Annotated in this window: 14 protein-coding genes; 12 read left to right on the top strand and 2 right to left on the bottom strand. The window is 73.1% G+C overall.

Features of this window, described 5'->3' with window-relative positions; genetic code table 11:
- The first annotated feature begins 49 nt into the window (after nucleotides 1–49).
- The 5 genes from M1L56_RS07370 (at nucleotide 50) to M1L56_RS07350 (ending at nucleotide 6,526) form a co-directional block, all read left to right on the top strand.
- On the top strand, nucleotides 50–916 hold the full coding sequence (locus M1L56_RS07370) for a PhzF family phenazine biosynthesis isomerase (RefSeq protein WP_248598721.1): 867 nt from the start codon (nucleotides 50–52) through the stop codon (nucleotides 914–916).
- A gap of 67 nt (nucleotides 917–983) precedes the next feature.
- Complete coding sequence (locus tag M1L56_RS07365) at nucleotides 984–1,973, top strand: aldo/keto reductase (RefSeq protein ID WP_248598720.1); 990 nt, start codon at nucleotides 984–986, stop codon at nucleotides 1,971–1,973.
- Between the two features lie 16 nt (nucleotides 1,974–1,989).
- A complete protein-coding gene (locus tag M1L56_RS07360) occupies nucleotides 1,990–2,910 on the top strand; it encodes an AEC family transporter (protein WP_248598719.1) in 921 nt (306 codons plus the stop codon).
- Nucleotides 2,911–2,953: 43 nt separating this feature from the next.
- Nucleotides 2,954–3,703 carry a DUF1353 domain-containing protein gene (locus M1L56_RS07355; RefSeq protein ID WP_248598718.1) on the top strand — a complete coding sequence of 250 codons (750 nt, stop codon included), beginning with the start codon at nucleotides 2,954–2,956 and terminating at the stop codon, nucleotides 3,701–3,703.
- A 258-nt stretch (nucleotides 3,704–3,961) separates the two neighbouring features.
- Nucleotides 3,962–6,526, top strand: a complete 2,565-nt coding sequence (locus M1L56_RS07350) for an RNA helicase (protein ID WP_248598717.1) — start codon at nucleotides 3,962–3,964, stop codon at nucleotides 6,524–6,526.
- Nucleotides 6,527–6,549: 23 nt separating this feature from the next.
- Here M1L56_RS07350 and M1L56_RS16090 read toward each other — a convergent pair whose 3' ends face one another.
- Nucleotides 6,550–7,548 carry an EamA family transporter gene (locus M1L56_RS16090; RefSeq protein WP_248598716.1) on the bottom strand — a complete coding sequence of 333 codons (999 nt, stop codon included), beginning with the start codon at nucleotides 7,546–7,548 and terminating at the stop codon, nucleotides 6,550–6,552.
- Nucleotides 7,549–7,786: 238 nt separating this feature from the next.
- Here M1L56_RS16090 and M1L56_RS07340 point away from each other — a divergent pair, with 238 nt between their 5' ends.
- The 4 genes from M1L56_RS07340 (at nucleotide 7,787) to M1L56_RS07325 (ending at nucleotide 12,019) form a co-directional block, all read left to right on the top strand.
- The gene (locus M1L56_RS07340; RefSeq protein ID WP_248598715.1) at nucleotides 7,787–9,796 is read left to right on the top strand and encodes a bifunctional UDP-sugar hydrolase/5'-nucleotidase; all 2,010 of its coding nucleotides are present in this window, start codon (nucleotides 7,787–7,789) and stop codon (nucleotides 9,794–9,796) included.
- A gap of 94 nt (nucleotides 9,797–9,890) precedes the next feature.
- Entirely contained in the window at nucleotides 9,891–10,514 is a 624-nt protein-coding gene (locus M1L56_RS07335; protein WP_248598714.1) for a hypothetical protein, read from the top strand.
- Between the two features lie 94 nt (nucleotides 10,515–10,608).
- Nucleotides 10,609–11,340 carry a YcnI family protein gene (locus M1L56_RS07330; RefSeq protein ID WP_248598713.1) on the top strand — a complete coding sequence of 244 codons (732 nt, stop codon included), beginning with the start codon at nucleotides 10,609–10,611 and terminating at the stop codon, nucleotides 11,338–11,340.
- A 1-nt stretch (nucleotide 11,341) separates the two neighbouring features.
- Complete coding sequence (locus M1L56_RS07325; protein WP_248598712.1) at nucleotides 11,342–12,019, top strand: copper resistance CopC family protein; 678 nt, start codon at nucleotides 11,342–11,344, stop codon at nucleotides 12,017–12,019.
- A 26-nt stretch (nucleotides 12,020–12,045) separates the two neighbouring features.
- On the opposite strand, the gene M1L56_RS07320 is transcribed toward M1L56_RS07325, so the two are convergent.
- The gene (locus M1L56_RS07320) at nucleotides 12,046–12,747 is read right to left on the bottom strand and encodes an SDR family oxidoreductase (protein ID WP_248598711.1); all 702 of its coding nucleotides are present in this window, start codon (nucleotides 12,745–12,747) and stop codon (nucleotides 12,046–12,048) included.
- A 156-nt stretch (nucleotides 12,748–12,903) separates the two neighbouring features.
- Between M1L56_RS07320 and recQ the strand changes: the two genes are divergently transcribed.
- From recQ to M1L56_RS07305, 3 genes are all read left to right on the top strand, one after another.
- Nucleotides 12,904–14,928: a DNA helicase RecQ gene (gene recQ / locus M1L56_RS07315; RefSeq protein WP_248598710.1), complete on the top strand. Its 2,025-nt coding sequence runs from the start codon at nucleotides 12,904–12,906 to the stop codon at nucleotides 14,926–14,928.
- Between the two features lie 81 nt (nucleotides 14,929–15,009).
- Nucleotides 15,010–15,414, top strand: a complete 405-nt coding sequence (locus M1L56_RS07310) for a hypothetical protein (RefSeq protein ID WP_248598709.1) — start codon at nucleotides 15,010–15,012, stop codon at nucleotides 15,412–15,414.
- A 180-nt stretch (nucleotides 15,415–15,594) separates the two neighbouring features.
- The gene (locus M1L56_RS07305; RefSeq protein WP_248598708.1) at nucleotides 15,595–17,715 is read left to right on the top strand and encodes an acyl-CoA dehydrogenase; all 2,121 of its coding nucleotides are present in this window, start codon (nucleotides 15,595–15,597) and stop codon (nucleotides 17,713–17,715) included.
- Nucleotides 17,716–17,774 lie beyond the last annotated feature (59 nt).

The raw sequence follows: 17,774 nt of genomic DNA, 5'->3' as shown, positions 1-17,774 counted from the left end.
TCGCCGACTGGACCGCGACGGGCGCCGCGCCGCGCGCGACGATGGACCGGTGACCCCCGCACCGCAGATCCTCCGCTACGCCGCCTTCACGTCCGACCCCGAGGGCGGCAACCCCGCCGGCATCGTGCTCGATGCGGCCGGGCTCGACGACGCCGACCTACTGCGCATCGCCGCCGAGGTCGGGTACGCCGAGACCGCGTTCGTCACGGGCAGCGCCGACGGCGCCCGCGTCATCCGCTACTTCTCACCGGTCGCCGAGGTGCCGTTCTGCGGTCACGCGACGGTCGCGACCGCCGTCGCGATCGCCGAGCGCGAGGGGCCCGGGCGGGTGCGCTTCGCGACGCCCGTCGGCGAGGTCCGCATCGAGACGGCGGAGGTCGACGGGGCGCTCCGCGCGGCGTTCACGAGCGTCGAGCCGCGGGTCGAGCGCATGCCGGAGCCGGTGCTCGCCGAGCCGCTCGACCTGCTCGGGCTCCGGGCGTCGCAGCTCGACGAGCGGCATCCGCCCCGCATCTCGTTCGCCGGCAACCGCCACCCGGTGCTCGTGGTCGCCGACGCCGCCGCGTTCGACGCCTTCACCTTCGATCCCGACGCCGCACGGGCACTCATGGTCGCCCGCGACTGGCCCGCGACGATCACGGTGCTGCACCGGCTCCCGGACGCCGCCGACGGCGGGTTCCGGTTCGAGGCGCGCAACGTCTTCCCGGTCGGCACGATCACCGAGGATCCCGCGACCGGCGCCGCTGCGGCGGCCGTCGGCGGCTACCTGCGCGCGCTCGCCGCGGTCGCGCCGCCGGCGCGCGTGCGCATCGCCCAGGGCCGGCACGTCGGCCGCCCGAGCGAGCTCGTCGTCGACATCCCCGAAGCGGGCGGCATCGTCGTGAGCGGCGGGGCCGTCGAGATCGCCCGGGGCTAGGCTCGAACGCGGGACGCCCGGCATCCGTCGATCGTCCCGCGCACGCCCGCCGATCACAGGAGCACGCATGCAGACCCGCACCCTCGGCCGCACCGGCCGCACCGTCTCGGCCATCGGACTCGGCACCTGGCAGCTCGGCGCCGACTGGGGCGAGGTCGACGAGGCCGACGCGCTCGCCGTGCTCGACGCGTCGCACGAGGCGGGCGTCACGGTCTTCGACACCGCCGACGTCTACGGCGACGGGCGTTCCGAGTCGCTCATCGGCCGATGGCTCGCGGCGAACCCCGACGCGGGCGTCACGGTCGCGACGAAGATGGGCCGACGGATGCCGCAGGAGCACGACAACTACGTGCTCGAGAACTTCCGCGCCTGGACCGACCGGTCGCGGCGCAACCTCGGCGTCGACACACTCGACCTCGTGCAGCTGCACTGCCCGCCCACGTCGGTCTTCGTGGACGACGCGGTGTACGACGCGCTCGACACCCTCGTGGCCGAGGGTGCGATCGCCGCGTACGGCGTGAGCGTCGAGAAGGTCGACGAGGCGCTCGCGGCGATCGCGCGGCCGAACGTCGCGACGGTGCAGATCATCCTCAACGCCTTCCGCCTGAAGCCGGTCGACGAGGTGCTGCCCGTCGCGGAGCAGTACGGCGTCGGCGTCATCGCGCGCGTCCCGCTCGCGAGCGGCCTGCTGTCGGGCCGGTACACGCTCGACACCCAGTTCGCCGAGAACGACCACCGCAGCTACAACCGCCACGGCGAGGCGTTCGACGTCGGCGAGACGTTCTCGGGCGTCGACTACGCCACGGGCGTGCGCGCCGCGTCCGAGTTCGCCCGGCTCGCCCGCGAGGCGGCACCGGATGCCACGCCCGCGCAGGTCGCCCTCGCGTGGGTCGCCCGGCAGTCCGGCGTCTCGACCGTGATCCCCGGCGCCCGCAACCCCGAGCAGGCTCGCGCGAACGCCGCGGCGGGCTCGCTCGAGCTGCCGGACTCGTTCGACTCGGCCTTGCGCGACCTGTACGACCGGGAGATCCGCGCATCGGTGCACCACCGCTGGTGACCCCGGCTCGCCATCCGTGATCGAGATCCTCACGGGCTTCGCCGTCATCGGCCTCGCGGTCTTCGTCGGATGGCTGGCCGCGCGGACGGGGGTGCTCGGGCCGAGCGCCCGCCCCGTCCTCGCGCGCCTGAACTTCAGCGTCCTCGCGCCGTTCCTGCTGTTCTCGGTGCTCGCCACGGCCGACGTGCGACGACTGTTCTCGTCGCTGCTCCCGGTCTCGGCGATCGCGGCGGTGACCATGATGCTCGTCTTCGCGCTGATCTCCGCGACGCTGTTCCGCCGCGGCCTCGCGCGGACCACGATCGGCGCGCTGAGCGCCGGGTACGTCAACAGCAACAACATCGGCATTCCCATCGCCCTGTACCTGCTGGGCGACGCGGCGTACTCGGCGCCCGTCGTGCTGCTGCAGTTGCTCGTGTTCGCGCCGATCGTGCTGGTGCTGCTCGGCATCGCCGCGGAGGGTCGTCCGTCGGCCCGCGGCATCCTCCGCTCGACGCTGCTGAACCCGATCATCGTCGGCTCGCTGCTCGGCGTGCTCGTCTCCGTCACCGGGCTCGAGCTGCCGCCGATCATCATGGACCCGGTGCAGCTCATCGGGCAGGCCGCGGTGCCGCTCATGCTCATCGCCTACGGGCTCTCGCTGCACGGCCAGCGGATGTTCGAGCCCGGCACGGGGCGACGCGACGTGCTGCTCGCCTCGGCGCTCAAGCTGTTCGCGATGCCACTCGTCGCCTGGGCGGTCGGCGCGTTCGTGTTCGGCCTCGATGCGCGCGAGCTCTACGCCGTCACGGTCCTCGCGGCCCTGCCGACGGCCCAGAACGTGTTCGTGTTCGCGCAGCGCTACGAGACCGCCGAGGTCACGGCACGCGACACGGTGTTCCTCACCACCGTGGGGTCGGTGCCGGTGCTGTTCGCGGTGTCGCTGCTGCTCGGCTGACGCCGGGGCACGGCAGGATGGGCCGAGACCCGAAGGAGGCCGCATGCCCTTCCTGCGCGACGACGGCGCCCCGCTCGACGAACTGCGCCTGGCGCAGCGACCGGCCGACGGCCACCGCTTCGAGCTCCGCGATGCCGTCGTCTACGTCGACCCCGTGTCCGGCCGCCGGTACCGCGCGCCGGCGGCGGGGGAGGGGCCGCCGCCGTCGGGCGTCACCGACCTCGCCTCGGTCCCGAGCCCGCTGTGGGGATTCATCGCGAGCTACGGGCGGCAGTCGGCGCCCGCCGTGCTGCACGACGCGCAGTCGCTCGCGGCCGAGGCCCTCGGCGATCCGAGGCGAGCGCTCCTGCAGCGGCGCGAGGACGACCTCGTGTTCCGGCGGGCGCTGCTCGAGCAGGGCGTCCCCCGGATGCGCGCCCGGCTGATGTGGGCGTGGGTGTCGGCCGACCGGGAGCGCGCGTACGCCGGTGCGGCCGGGTGGCTGCTGCTCGGGCAGGTCGCGCTCGGGGTGCTCGTGGTCGTGGCATCCGTCGTGCTCGCGGTGCTGTGGGGTCCGTGGTGGCTCACGCTCGCCGCGGCTCCGGCGCTCGCCGCACTGCCGTGGCGGTCCCGCGCGTCGCTCCTCATCACCCTCACCTATCCGCTGGCGCTGTTCGGCCCGCTGCTGCTCGTCCACTTCCTTGCCCTCGTGCCCTTCCGCCTGATCGAGGCGATCGTCGAGGTGTTCACCGGGGGCGACCCGGCGGGGGTGGTCCGGCCGACGGTGGCGCGGCCCGACGCGGAACGGCCCTGATTCAGGGTTGACCCTGAGGCAACCGCGGCGCAGCATCCGTACCGTTGACCTCGGTCGCACACCACGGACCGCAGGGGGAACTGTCACCGTGGGTCCGACCGGAGAGCCGGCCCGCGGAGGTCCGTCCCGAACCGGCGGCGCCGGCCGGCTCCCCAATCAACCGGCCGCGAGCGGCGGGCGCCTTGGGGGAGGCGCTCGCCGCCCGGCTTCCGGTTCCCCCGTTCGCCGCTCCCGGCCGCATGGGGCAGACTCGGACGGATGACCTCCAGCCTGCTCGACGCCGTCCCGAGCCCGTACGACGCGGACGCCATGTACGACGCGTTCGTGACGTGGGCCGAGGGTCGCGGCTTCGCGCTGTACCCCGCGCAGGACGAAGCGGTCATCGAACTCGTCTCCGGGGCGAACGTGATCCTGTCCACCCCGACCGGCACGGGCAAGTCGCTCGTCGCGGTGGCGGCGCACGCGGCATCCGTCGCCCGCACCGCCGCCTACCGCGCCGCCGGCCGGCCGTGGGGTCGCTCCTACTACACGGCGCCCATCAAGGCGCTCGTGAGCGAGAAGTTCTTCCAGCTCGTCGAGATCTTCGGCGCGCAGAACGTGGGCATGGTCACGGGTGACAGCTCGGTGAACCACGACGCGCCGATCATCTGCTGCACGGCCGAGATCCTCGCGAACCTCGCCCTCCGCCAGGGGGCCGATGCGCCCGTCGACCAGGTGGTCATGGACGAGTTCCACTACTACGGCGACGGCGATCGCGGCTGGGCGTGGCAGGTGCCGCTCATCACCCTGCCGCACGCGCAGTTCGTGCTCATGTCGGCGACGCTCGGCGACGTCACCGCGATCGCGGACGACCTCAGCCGTCGCACCGGCCGCGACACCGCGCGCGTCACGGGCGTGGAGCGGCCGGTGCCGCTGCACTTCTCGTACGCCCGCACGCCCGTGCAGGAGACCGTGGAGGACCTCATCGGCACGCGCCAGGCGCCGGTCTACATCGTGCACTTCTCGCAGGCCGCCGCGATGGAGCGCGCCCAGGCGCTGTCGTCCATCCGGGTCGTGACGCGCGAGCAGCGCGACGAGATCGCCGAGGCGATCGGCGGGTTCCGGTTCACGACCGGATTCGGCAAGACCCTGTCGCGGCTCGTCCGCGCCGGCATCGGCGTGCACCACGCCGGCATGCTGCCGCGCTACCGCCGGCTCGTCGAGACCCTCGCGCAGCGCGGCCTCCTCCGCGTCATCTGCGGCACCGACACGCTCGGCGTCGGCATCAACGTGCCCATCCGCTCGGTGCTCATCACCGCGCTCTCCAAGTACGACGGGCAGCGGATGCGGCAGCTGAGCGCGCGCGAGTTCCACCAGGTCGCCGGCCGCGCCGGGCGCGCCGGGTACGACACGGCGGGCACCGTCGTCGTCCTCGCGCCGGATCACGAGATCGAGAACGAGACCGCGATCCGCAAGGCCGGCGACGACCCGAAGAAGCTGAAGAAGGTCGTGCGCAAGAAGCCGCCGGCCGGGTTCGTGACGTGGGGCGAGGGATCCTTCGAGCGACTCGTCGCCGCCGAACCCGAGCCGCTGCAGCCGCAGCTGAAGCTCAGCGCGGCCATGCTGATCAACGTCATCGGGCGCGGCGGCGACGTCGCCCGCGGCATCCGCTCGCTCGTCTTCGACAACCACGAGACCCGGGCGCGGCGGTACGAGCTCGCTCGGCGCGCGCTCGAGATCCTCCGCACGCTGCGCGACGCGGACGTGGTCGAGCTCGTGCCGACGGATGCCGCCGACCGGCCCCTCGGCGTCGACCTGCGCCTCACGGTCGACCTGCAGCCGAACTTCGCGCTCAACCAGCCGCTGTCGCCGTTCGCGCTCGCCGCGATCGAGCTGCTCGACCCCGAGACGAGCGAGCAGGGCACCGGGCACTACTCGCTCGACGTCGTGTCGATCATCGAGTCGACGCTCGACGACCCGCGCCCGATCCTGTCGCAGCAGCAGTACAAGGCCCGCGGCGAGGCGGTCGCCGCGATGAAGCGCGACGGCATCGAGTACGACGAGCGGATGGCGCTGCTCGAGGAGGTCACCTGGCCGAAGCCGCTCGACGAGCTGCTCGCCCACGCGTTCGAGACGTTCGCGGCGAGCCAGCCGTGGGTGCGCGATTTCGAGCTCAGCCCGAAGTCGGTTGTGCGCGACATGTTCGAGCGGTCGATGTCGTTCGGCGAGTACGTGTCGTACTACCAGCTGCAGCGCAGCGAGGGGCTGGTGCTGCGGTACCTGTCCGACGCGTTCCGCGCTATTCGCCAGACGGTGCCCGATGAGGCGAAGGACGAGGACCTGCTCGACCTCATCGAGTGGCTCGGCGAACTGGTGCGCCAGGTCGACTCGAGCCTCGTCGACGAGTGGTCCGAGCTCGTCGACCCGCGCTCGCACCTGCCCGAGGACGAGGCGCCCGTCGTGCCGCCCGCACCGCCGTCGGTCGTCACCAACCGGCGCGCGTTCACGGTGCTCGTGCGCAACGAGCTGTTCCGGCGCGTGCAGCTCGCCGCGCTCGACCACGACGACGAGCTCGTCGCGCTCGACCCCGGTCCCATGTGGCCCGAGGCGCTCGACGCGTACTACGCCGAGCACGACTCGATCGGCACCGGCGGGCCGGCGCGCTCGCCGAGGCTCGTCGCGATCGACGAGACGGATGCCGCGGACGGCCTGTGGCGCGTCGAGCAGACCATCGACGACCCGGCCGGGCACCACGACTGGCGCATCCGCGGCGAGGTCGACCTGGTCGCGTCGGCCGAGGAGGGCACCGCGGTCGTCCGGATCACCGAGGTCGTGCGGCTGTAGCCCGGCCGCGCGTCGCCCGAGCCTCAGGCGAGCGCGAGCATGCCGGCCGCGGCGAGCGCGAGCACGAGACCCACCCACTGCACGGGCGCGATGCGCTCGCGCAGCACCGCGGCGGCGAGCAGGATCGTGCCCGCCGGGTACATCGCCGCGAGGACGGCGGCCACGGCGAGGTCGCCCGCGCGGATGCCGAGCAGGATGAGCACGTTGGCGAGGGCGTCCAGGAGGCCGCAGCCGATCGCGATGGCGAACCCGGCCGCGAGGCCCTCCCGAGCCGGGGTGCGCGCGTCGGACCGTGCGTCCGAAGCGGATCCTGGGGCGGCGTTCGCGACCGGGTCGGCGGGGGATGCGGCGGCCAGGGCCGCGGCATCCGTTCTCGGGGTGGTCTCGCGGACCGCTTCGAGCGCGGGCGCGGGTGACGCGCGCCGGGCGACGAGCACGAGCAGGCCGAACACGCCGAACATCAGCACGGTGTTGACGATGCGGCTGAAGATGAGCGGCACGACCCCGGAGTCGTCGGGCGTCTGGGAGATCAGGATGTAGAAGGCGCCGATGGCGAGGCCGGATCCGGTCGCGAACGCGAGGCCGCGCGCGCTCGGGCGGACGGCGCCGCGCTCGGGAACGAACCCGACGAGCACCACGGCGAGGAGGGCGAGCCCGAGCGCCCACGCCGCCATCGGGCCGAAGCGCTCGCCGCCGACGACGGTGCCCCAGATCATGGGCGTGATCGCCGAGACCAGGGCGGTGAGCGGCGACAGGATGCTCATCGGCCCGATCGCGAGGCTCGCGTAGAGCAGTGAGATGGCGACGGCCCCCACGAGGCCCGAGAGCGCGCCCGAGGTCGCCGCCTCGGCCGACCACGCCCCGCCCGTCACGGGGAGGGCGATCGCGAGCAGGACGAGGCCCGACGCCGCCGAGACGGCCGTCGCGAGGACCGCGCCGAGTCGGCGCGCGGCGAGTCCGCCGAGGAAGTCGGCGGCGCCGTAGACGAGGGCGCCGGTGAGCGAGAGGACGGCCGTGAGCACCGGCTCAGCCTAGGCCGATGGAGCGCCCATGGCCTGCGCATGTGAGCAGAAGTCGCTGCTCAGATGAGCAAAATCGGCCGAAATCCCGAACCTGAGGTGACGACTTGGCCAAGACTCTTCCCACGTCGCGGAGCGCGACCTAGGCTGCGGATCAGCGTCGCCTGAATCCGTCGGGAGGCGCGTGCGACGCCGGGGGTCGACCATGCTCCCGGCATCCCCTTGCAGAGGAGACCACGCAATGCAGCAACGTTCCCCCGGCGCGGGCACGAACCGCGCCACGACCAGGTCCCGCGGCCGCCTCGCGGCAGGCGTCGTCGCGAGTGCGACCGCCGCAGCGCTCGCGCTCGGCGGCGTCGCATCGGCTCAGGCCGCCCCGGCCCCGAAGGGGAAGGAGGCGCGGTCGGTCGACATCAACCTGGTCACCGTGAACGACTTCCACGGTCGCATCGAGCAGGCCGGCACGGCGGCCGGCATTGCACGGCTGTCCACCGCGGTCCAGCAGATCCGCGACGAGAATCCGAACACGATCTTCGCCGCTGCCGGCGACATGATCGGCGCCTCGACCTTCACGTCGTTCATCCAGAACGACGAGCCGACCATCGAGGCGCTCAATGCGGCCGGTCTCGATGTCAGCGCGGTCGGCAATCACGAGTTCGACAAGGGCTTCGCCGACCTCACCGACCGGGTCATGCCGCTCGCGCTCTGGGAGTACCTCGGGGCGAATGTCTACGATGCGGAGACCGGCGAGCCGGCGTTGCCGGAGTACTGGATCGAGAAGTTCCAGGGCGTGAGCGTCGGCTTCGTCGGCGCCGTCACCGACGAGCTTCCGTCACTCGTGAGCCCGACGGGAATCGAGGACATCACCGTCGGCGACCCCGTCGAAGCCGCCAACCGCGTGGCCGATCAACTCTCGGACGGCAAGAAGAACAACGGCGAAGCCGACATCGTGGTCTTCCTCGTGCATGAGGGCGCGGCCACCACGTCGATCGAGTCCGCCACGGACCCGAACACCCGGTTCGGTGAGATCGTCCTGAACGCGAACGACAACATCGACGCGATCGTCTCGGGCCACACGCACCTGCCGTACAACCACGTCATCGACGGTCGTCCGGTCATCTCGAGCGGCCAGTACGGTGAGCGCTTCAGCAACATGGAGATCACGTACGACCGCGGGACGAAGTCGATCACGAAGATGGAGAACACCATCTACACGATGGCGACGGCCTTCGACGCGCGCGGCAACGTGACCGCCTGGTTCACCGAGCCCGACCCGCAGATCGTCCCGATCGTGACGGCGGCGACCGAGGTCGCGAACGAGCTCGGCAACGTGGTCATCGGCCAGGCGGAGTCGGCGTTCAACCGCGCCAGGCAGCCCGGCACCGTGAACGGCCAGCCCGCACTCGTCGAGAACCGCGGCGGCGAATCCACGCTCGGCAACTTCGTGGCCGATGTGCAGCTCTGGGCGCTGAACGCCGATGGCACCCGGAGCGTGGACATCACGTTCATGAACCCCGGCGGTCTGCGCGCCGACATCAACGCGGGCGACACGACCTACCGCGAAGCCGCCGACGTCCAGTCGTTCGCGAACACGCTCGTCACGGTCCAGATGACCGGCGCCCAGGTCAAGGCCGTGCTCGAGGAGCAGTGGCAGCCGGACGGCGCGAGCCGGCCGTTCCTGAAGCTCGGCGTCAACGAGGCGTTGTCGTACACGTACGACCCGACGGCGGCGCGCGGCTCGCACATCACCGAGATCTTCCTCGGGACCGAGCCGCTCGACCTCGCGGCGACGTACACGGTCGGCGCGAACTCCTTCCTCGGCGGCGGCGGCGACAACTTCACGACGTTCGCGCTCCCCGAGGTGGCGGCGACGAAGGCCGACAGCGGCAAGATCGACCTCGAGGCGATGGTCGACTACTTCGAGCAGTTCGGGGCCGCAACGCCCGACTACACCCAGCGGGCCGTGGGCGTCGATGTGGTGAGCGTGTCGGACGGCGTGGCGACGGTGGCGCTCTCGTCACTGGACTTCAGCACGACCGAGCCCAAGGCGGGCACCGTGACGGTCTCGCTCGACGGCGAAACGCTCGCCACTGAGGTCGTCGATCCGGCGTTCCCCGTTCCGTCGACGTTCGACGAGATCGGCCGCGCCACGGTGACCTTCCCGGTCCCGGCGGGCGCGACGTCGCAGACGCGGTTCACGATCACGACGCCGACCGGCACGACCTTCTCCTTCGTCCTGCCGATCAGCTGACCCCCTGACGACGGAGGGCCGGGCACGTGGTGCCCGGCCCTTCGCGCTGCCCGCGGCGGTCCGGTCGGCCCGGCGCGGCGGTTAGGCTGATGGGGTGAGTCCTCGGGGTGCGCGCGCGATCCGCGGAGCGGCGATCGCCGCGTTCGCGACGCTCGTCGCGTCCCTCGCGCACACGATCGGCGGCGGCACGCCACCGGGCGTCCTCGCGCTGGCGCTCGCGATGGCCTTCTCGGCACCGCTGGCCATGGTGATCGCGGGCGAGCGGATGTCGCTGCCGCGTGCCGCGGTCGCGGCCCTCGTGGCCCAGGCCGCCCTGCACCTGCTGTACTCGATCGGCACGCCGGCCCGCGGTGCGGCATCCGTCGTCGCCCACGCGCACGGGTCGGGCGTCCCGCTCCGGATCGACGCGGGCGGTCTCGCGGTCGTCGTCGACCACGGGCACGCGCTCGGCATGCCGCTCGCGCACGTCGCCGCCGCTGCGGCGACCGTCGTCGCACTCGCCCTGCTCGGCCGCGCGGCCCGCGCCGTCTCCGTCGCGTTCGGCACCGCCGTGCGCGGCATCCGCCTGCTCGTCTCGGTGCTCGCCGGCGCGCCCGTCGCGACCAGCGTGCGCCACGTGGTCCCCGCGGCGCGCAGGCAGGGGCCGCCCGCGCTCGCGCTCGTCCTCCTCTCGTCGTTGCGGCATCGCGGTCCGCCGGCGTCGTGGCTCGCCGCCTGAGCGGCGCACGACCCCGACACCCCGCAGTACGCGGGCGCACGCGACATCCAGCCGTCCACCGGCCGTGCGCTCGCACCCACACGAGAGAAGACCCATGCGACCCATCACCCGTTCCGCCACCCTCGCTGCGAGCGCCCTCGGCGCCGGCGCCCTGCTCGCGCTCGCCGCGCCCGTCGCGGCGCACGCGCACGTCGTCGTGACGCCCGGCGAGGCGGCCGCCGCCTCGTACACCGTGCTCGAGTTCGCCTCGGGCCACGGCTGCGACGAATCGCCCACCACGTCCTTCACCGTCGACATCCCCGAGCAGATCCTCTCGGTCACGCCCAACCTCAAGGAGGGCTGGACCATCGAGAAGGTCATGGAGCAACTCGACGAGCCCGCCGAGGGTGCGCACGGCACGCAGGTGACCGAGCGCGTCGCCCAGGTCGTCTACACCGCCGCGACGCCGATCCCCGACGGCTACCGCGACTCGTTCAAGGTGCAGGTGTTCCTGCCCGAGGAGGTCGCCGGCGAGCGGCTCGAGTTCCCGGTCCTCCAGTCGTGCGTCGAGGGCGAGACGAACTGGAACGAGTCGCCCGGTGCCGACGGCGCGGAGCCGGAGCACCCCGCTCCGGCGATCATGGTCGGCGAGGCCGCGGCGGACGGCCACGGCCACGGTGACGACGACGGTCACGACGACTCGGCCGAGACCGCGTCGGCGACGTCCACCGCCGCCTCGGACGCCTCGGTCGACGTGCTCGCCCGGGTGGTCGGCATCGCGGGCCTCGCGGTCGGCGTCGTCGGCGTCGTGATCGCGCTCGCCGCCCGACGCGGCCGGAAGGCCTGACGTGGCCCCCGCCACCGTCCGACGCGCGGCCGCCGGAGCGGTGTCCGCCCTCGCGCTGGCCCTCCTGGCGGTGGCGGGCCCCGCCGCGCCCGCGTTCGCGCACAACACCGTGATCGACGAGGGGCCGGCGGCGGAGTCCACCGTCGCCGACCAGCCCGGCGAGGTCTGGATCGAGACGAACGACGTGCTGCTCGACCTCGACGGCGCGACGGCCATGGATGTCGTGGGCCCCGACGGGCGCCACTACGCCACCGACTGCCCGGTCGTCGACGGGCCGATCGCGAGCGTCGCCGCCGAGCTCGGCCCGGCGGGCGAGTACACGGTCGCGTACCGGGTGGTCTCCGCCGACGGTCACCCGATCACGGGCGACCACACCTTCACGTGGCAGCCCGCCGACGGCGCCGCCGTCGCCGAGGGCACGGCCGAGCCGGTCTGCGGCGCGGCGGCCACCGCGGAGCCCGGCGCCGGCGCCGATGCGGGCGACGAGTCGACGGATGCCGCGGCATCCGTCGGCGGCGACGTCGTGTGGATCGCGGCGGCGGTCGTCGCCGTCCTCGGGGCGGGCGTCGCGGCGTTCCTGCTCACCCGTCGACGCCCCGCGCCGGCGGATCCCGCCGACGCGCCCGCCGCGGACGCCGACGAGGGACCGCGCCCGGACCACGCGTCGGACGACCGCTGATCGGTCGCCGGGCGCGTTCGGCGGGATCAGGTCCCGGTGAACGCGCCCGGCGGCAGCGCGGTCTCGCCCTCGGCGATCGCGCGCACGAGCCGGTCGGCGACGGCCGCGGGGTCGTGGCCCGCGGGGAACTTCGGCGCGGTGCCGAACAGCGGCCGGCCGGCCAGGCCGGTCTCGGTGTGCCCTGGCCGCGCATCGAGCAGGCGGATGCCGCTGCGGCGGAGTTCGCGGCCCGCGGCGGTGAGGTACGCCGCGAGCGCCGCCTTCGACGCCGAGTAGCTCCCGAGGCCGGCGGTCGGCAGTTCGGCGACGATGCCGGTGAGGGCGAGCACGACCGGTTCGCGTCCGGCCTCGGCGGACTCGCGGAGGGCGGGGAGCGCCGCCGAGACGATGCGCATGGGCGCGAGCGCGTTGACCGTGAAGAGCGTCTCGAGGTCCTGCTCCGCCGTCTCGGCGACGGAGTCGAACCCGACGACCCCGGCCGCGAGCACGATCACGTCGAGCCCGCCGAGCGCCTCGGTGGCCCGACCCACGATGGTCTCCGGCGCGGTCTCGTCGGTGAGGTCGACCGCGATGGCGGCGCCCTGTCCGGCTCGTTCGTCGAGCCGGGCGGCGTCCCGTCCGCTGAGCGCGAGCGAGGCACCGCCCTCCGAGAGCCGTTCCGCGATCAGCGTGCCGAGCACGCCGGTCGCGCCGATGACGAGTGCGCGGCTGCCGTCGATCCGGGTCATGCAGCGAGCGTAGGTCGAGCGGATGCCGCACCGCGGGCGTTCCCAGCACTCTCGCACCGGCTCCCCACCGTTCCTCCACATCCGGCCCGTCACGCGGCCCGCCCCGGCCCCGCGGATGCTCGCACGGGCGTCCGAGGCGGCGGGTAGGGTCGACGGGTGACCTGGAACGACGAGCCCGCTGCGGCGTTCGCCCCCTCGTGGGAGGAGCCGCCCTGGGATCCCGACGAGCTGGTCCCGCCCGACGACGAGTGGGCTCCTCCGCCCCCGGCCGAGCCCGGTCCGCCGGGCGCGGGCGCGTCGGCCACGGCTGCATCGGCCGCCGCTGCATCGGCCCCGGCGCCCGCTCGGTTCGACTCGGCGCTCGAGGCGCTGCGCACGGTCTACGGCTACGACGGGTTCCGCGGCGAGCAGGCCGCGATCATCGAGCACGTCGCGGCCGGCGGCGACGCGGTGGTGCTCATGCCGACGGGCGGCGGCAAGAGCCTCTGCTACCAGATCCCCGCACTCCTGCGCGAGGGCACGGGCGTGGTCGTCTCGCCGCTCATCGCGCTCATGCACGACCAGGTCGACGCGCTCGTCCGCAACGGCGTCCGTGCCGGCTACCTCAACTCGTCGCAGTCAGCCGCCGAGCGCGCGCAGGTCGAACGGGCGTACCTCGCCGGCGAGCTCGACCTGCTCTACGTCGCACCCGAGCGGCTCGGGTCCGAGCAGACCAAGCGGTTCCTCGAACGGGGCACCATCGCGCTCTTCGCGATCGACGAGGCGCACTGCGTCGCGCAGTGGGGCCACGACTTCCGCCCCGACTACCTCGCGCTCGCCGAGCTCGCCGACCGCTGGCCCGACGTGCCGCGCATCGCGCTGACCGCCACGGCGACCGAGGCCACGCATCGCGAGATCACCGACCGGCTCTCGCTGGGCCGGGCGCGTCATTTCGTCTCGAGCTTCGACCGGCCGAACATCCAGTACCGCATCGCGCCGAAGATCGACGTGCGGCGCCAGCTGCTCGACTTCGTGCGTACCGAGGGGCGCGACGCCGACGGCCGGCCCGTCCCGGGCATCGTCTACGCGCTCTCGCGCGCGAGCACCGAGAAGTTCGCGTCCTTCCTCGCGGCGAACGGCATCGACGCGATGCCGTACCACGCGGGCCTCGACGCGGGGCTGCGCCGGCGCACGCAGGAGCGCTTCCTCCGCGAGGACGGCGTGGTCGTCGTGGCCACGATCGCCTTCGGGATGGGCATCGACAAGCCCGACGTGCGGTTCGTCGCGCACGTCGACCTGCCGAAGTCGGTCGAGGGCTACTACCAGGAGACGGGTCGCGCGGGACGCGACGGCCTCCCCGCCACCGCGTGGCTGGCGTACGGCCTGCAGGACGTGGTGCAGCAGCGTCGCATGATCGACGAGAGCCCCGGCGACCTCGCCTACCGGCGCCGGCTCGCCGCGCACCTCGACGCGATGCTCGCGCTCTGCGAGACCGTGCAGTGCCGGCGACAGAACCTGCTCGCCTACTTCGGCGAGTCCAGCGGCCGGTGCGGCAACTGCGACACGTGCCTCGAACCGCCGGAGTCGTGGGACGGCACCGTGGCGTCCCAGAAGCTCATGTCGACGATCGTGCGGCTCCAGCGCGAGCGCGGCCAGCGCTTCGGTGCCGGGCACCTGGTCGACATCCTCCGCGGCAAGCGCACGCCGCGCGTCGAGCAGTACGGGCACGACCGGCTCGCGACGTGGGGGATCGGCGACGACCTCTCCGAGCAGCGGTGGCGGGGCGTCATCCGTCAACTGCTCGCCCAGGGGCTGCTGCAGTCGGTGGGCGAGTACGGCGTGCTGACGCTGACGGATGCCTCGGCGGCGGTGCTCGCGGGCGACCGCTCGGTCGCGTTCCGCACCGAACCCGAGCGCCCGGTCCGCGCCTCGCGGTCCGCGCGCGCGGCGACCCCGGCGGCGGCCGACCTCGAGCCGGCGGCGGCCGAGCTGTTCGAGGCGCTCCGCGCGTGGCGCGCCGGCGAGGCGCGCGAGCAGGGCGTTCCCGCGTACATCGTGTTCGGCGACGCGACCCTGCGCGCCGTCGCGGTCTCGCGCCCGGGAGCCCTCGCCGACCTCGACGGCATCCCGGGGATCGGGGCGAAGAAGCGCGAGGCCTACGGCGAGGCACTCGTGCGGGTCGTCGCCGAGCACGTGCGCTGACGGGACCTTCGGCCCGTCGCCGCACGGGGGAGTTGCTAGCGTCCCCCCAGACGGACGCACCGTCGGGCGAAGGGGGACGCCATGTCGACGATCCAGGGCAATCGACCGGTCACGATCACCATCATCGGCGTCCTCGCCTTCATCGCCGGACTCATCGACCTCGTCTCAGGGGCCATCCTGTTCTTCCTCCTGCCGAACGAGGAGGTCGTCGCGGGCTTCGGCGGGTCCGGCGGCCTCATCGCGGCGGCGATCGGGTCCATCATCGTCGGCCTGATCACGGCGGGGCTCGCGGGCGGGCTCCTGCGCGGCAGCAGCGTCGCGCGGATGATCGTCACCGTGCTGCAGGTGCTCTCGCTCATCGGGTCGCTGTTCATGGCCGTCGCCTACCTCGGCATCCCGGTCGGGGAGTGGCTCGGACTGGCGGTCTCCGCGGTGGTCCTGATCCTGCTCTGGACGCCGAAGGCCAGCGCGTTCTTCCGTGACTGACGCCCAGCAGCGTTGTCGATCTTCCAAGGCGCGGGCCCGCTCTGCTTGTATGGTTCCACAGGGGCGATCCGAGGGCGGCCCGCCCGGTTTGTAGGGCCCTGACGCACTTTTTCGGCGCCCGGAACGCGCGCCATACCGTGGAAGGGAAGCCCCGTTTCCGCGACGAAGGACGTACCGACGATGGTCGACACGGCATCACGATCCGACACCACCCCCGCGCCCGAGGTCGAGCGCCCGACCACCACGGAGCGCGCGGCCGAGGCCGCTCCCGCGCACACCCCGATCGACGGCCAGGCGGCACCGGTCGTCGACGTCGCCGCGCTCGGCCGGCAGCTGCTCGGCACCTGGGCCGACATCCGCCTCGAGGCCCGGGCGCGCGCCGCCCGGCCCGAGTACCAGCGCATCGAGGGCCAGCCGATGGCCGAGCACCGTGAGCGCGTCCTCGGCCAGCTGAAGCTCCTCGTCGACTCCGGCGCCATCGCGAAGGCGTTCCCGAAGGAGCTCGGCGGCGAGGACGACCACGGCGGCAACATCGCCGCGTTCGAGGAGCTCGTGCTCGCCGACCCGAGCCTGCAGATCAAGTCGGGCGTGCAGTGGGGCCTGTTCGGGGCCGCCGTGCTGCACCTCGGCACGAGGCCGCACCACGAGAAGTACCTCCCCGGCATCATGTCGCTCGAGGTGCCGGGCGCCTTCGCCATGACCGAGACCGGTCACGGCTCCGACGTGGCCTCGATCGGCACCACCGCCACCTACGACCCCGAGACCCAGGAGTTCGTCCTCCACACGCCGTTCCGCGGTGCGTGGAAGGACTACCTCGGCAACGCGGCGCTGCACGGCATCGCCGCCGTGGTCTTCGCGCAGCTCATCACCAAGGGCGTGAACCACGGGGTCCACGCGTTCTACGTGCCGCTGCGCGACGAGCAGGGCCAGTTCCTGGCCGGCATCGGCGGCGAGGACGACGGGCTGAAGGGCGGCCTCAACGGCATCGACAACGGCCGCCTCCACTTCACGAACGTCCGCGTCCCGCGCGAGAATCTGCTGAACCGCTACGGCGACGTCGCCCCCGACGGCACCTACTCGAGCCCGATCGCGAGCCCGGGCCGCCGGTTCTTCACGATGCTCGGCACACTCGTGCAGGGTCGGGTCTCGCTCGACGGCGCCGCCACCGCGGCATCCGCCATGGCCCTCGACATCGCGATCACCTACGGCACCCAGCGTCGCCAGTTCAACGCCGGCAGCGACACCGACGAGGAGGTGCTGCTCGACTACCAGCGCCACCAGCGCCGGCTCCTGCCCAAGCTCGCCACGACCTACGCGCAGTTCTTCGCGCACGACGAGTTCCTCGTGAAGTTCGACGCGGTGTTCTCGGGCGCGGCCGACACCGACGACGACCGACAGGACCTCGAGACCATGGCCGCGGCGCTCAAGCCGCTGTCGACGTGGCACGCGCTCGAGACGCTGCAGGAGGCGCGCGAGGCGTGCGGCGGCGCCGGCTTCCTCGCCGAGAACCGCCTCGTCGGGCTGCGGCAGGACCTCGACATCTACGTCACGTTCGAGGGCGACAACAACGTGCTGCTGCAGCTCGTCGCCAAGCGCCTGCTGACCGACTACTCGGCGCAGTTCCGCAAGGCGGGCGCCGGCGTCATGGCTCGGTACGTCGCCGCCCAGGCGGCCGACCGCGCCATGCACGGCGTGGGCCTGCGGCGCCTGGCCCAGACCGTCGCCGACTTCGGCTCGACCGCACGGTCCGTCGTCGACCTGCGCGACGAGGAGACGCAGCGCGAACTCCTCACCGACCGCGTCGAGGCGATGATCGCCGAGATCGCCGGTCGCCTCCGCGACGCCCGCAAGCTGTCGAAGGCCGAGGCGGCCGCGGTGTTCAACCGCAACCAGAACGAGCTCATCGAGGCCGCCCGCGCCCACGCCGAGCTGCTGCAGTGGGAGGCGTTCACGCGCGGCCTGCACCGCACCGAGGACGAGGGCACCCGCCAGGTCCTCACGTGGCTGCGCGACCTGTTCGGTCTGGGACTCGTCGAGAAGCACCTCGCGTGGTACCTGATCCACGGCCGGCTCTCGTCGCAGCGCGCGCAGGCCGTCACCGCGTACATCGACCGGCTCATCGAGCGCCTGCGCCCGTACGCGCTCGACCTCGTCGACGCGTTCGGCTACGAGCAGGCGCACCTCCGCGCCGCGATCGCGTCGGGCGCCGAGCAGGAGCGCCAGGACGAGGCGCGAGCGTACTACGCGGCCCAGCGCGAGGCGGGCACGCTGCCCATGCCCGAGAAGGCGGTCAAGAAGTAGCGAGCGGATGCCGCAGGCGGGCCGGACGCGGACGCGTCCGGCCCGTCGTCGCTCCCGGG

Source organism: Agromyces sp. C10, assembly GCF_023217995.1.
Taxonomy (GTDB): domain Bacteria; phylum Actinomycetota; class Actinomycetes; order Actinomycetales; family Microbacteriaceae; genus Agromyces; species Agromyces indicus.
Note: the sequence above shows the minus strand (reverse complement) of the source record. Positions and strands in the feature narration are given on the sequence as shown.

Bases quoted from the DNA above. Each gene is read 5' to 3' on its own strand.
- M1L56_RS07305 (WP_248598708.1), top strand. From the start codon at position 15,595: ATGGTCGACACGGCATCACGATCCGACACCACCCCCGCGCCCGAGGTC.
- M1L56_RS07340 (WP_248598715.1), top strand. From the start codon at position 7,787: ATGCAGCAACGTTCCCCCGGCGCGGGCACGAACCGCGCCACGACCAGG.
- M1L56_RS07330 (WP_248598713.1), top strand. From the start codon at position 10,609: ATGCGACCCATCACCCGTTCCGCCACCCTCGCTGCGAGCGCCCTCGGC.
- M1L56_RS07350 (WP_248598717.1), top strand. From the start codon at position 3,962: ATGACCTCCAGCCTGCTCGACGCCGTCCCGAGCCCGTACGACGCGGAC.
- M1L56_RS07365 (WP_248598720.1), top strand. From the start codon at position 984: ATGCAGACCCGCACCCTCGGCCGCACCGGCCGCACCGTCTCGGCCATC.
- M1L56_RS07355 (WP_248598718.1), top strand. From the start codon at position 2,954: ATGCCCTTCCTGCGCGACGACGGCGCCCCGCTCGACGAACTGCGCCTG.
- M1L56_RS07310 (WP_248598709.1), top strand. From the start codon at position 15,010: ATGTCGACGATCCAGGGCAATCGACCGGTCACGATCACCATCATCGGC.
- M1L56_RS07320 (WP_248598711.1), bottom strand. From the start codon at position 12,747: ATGACCCGGATCGACGGCAGCCGCGCACTCGTCATCGGCGCGACCGGC.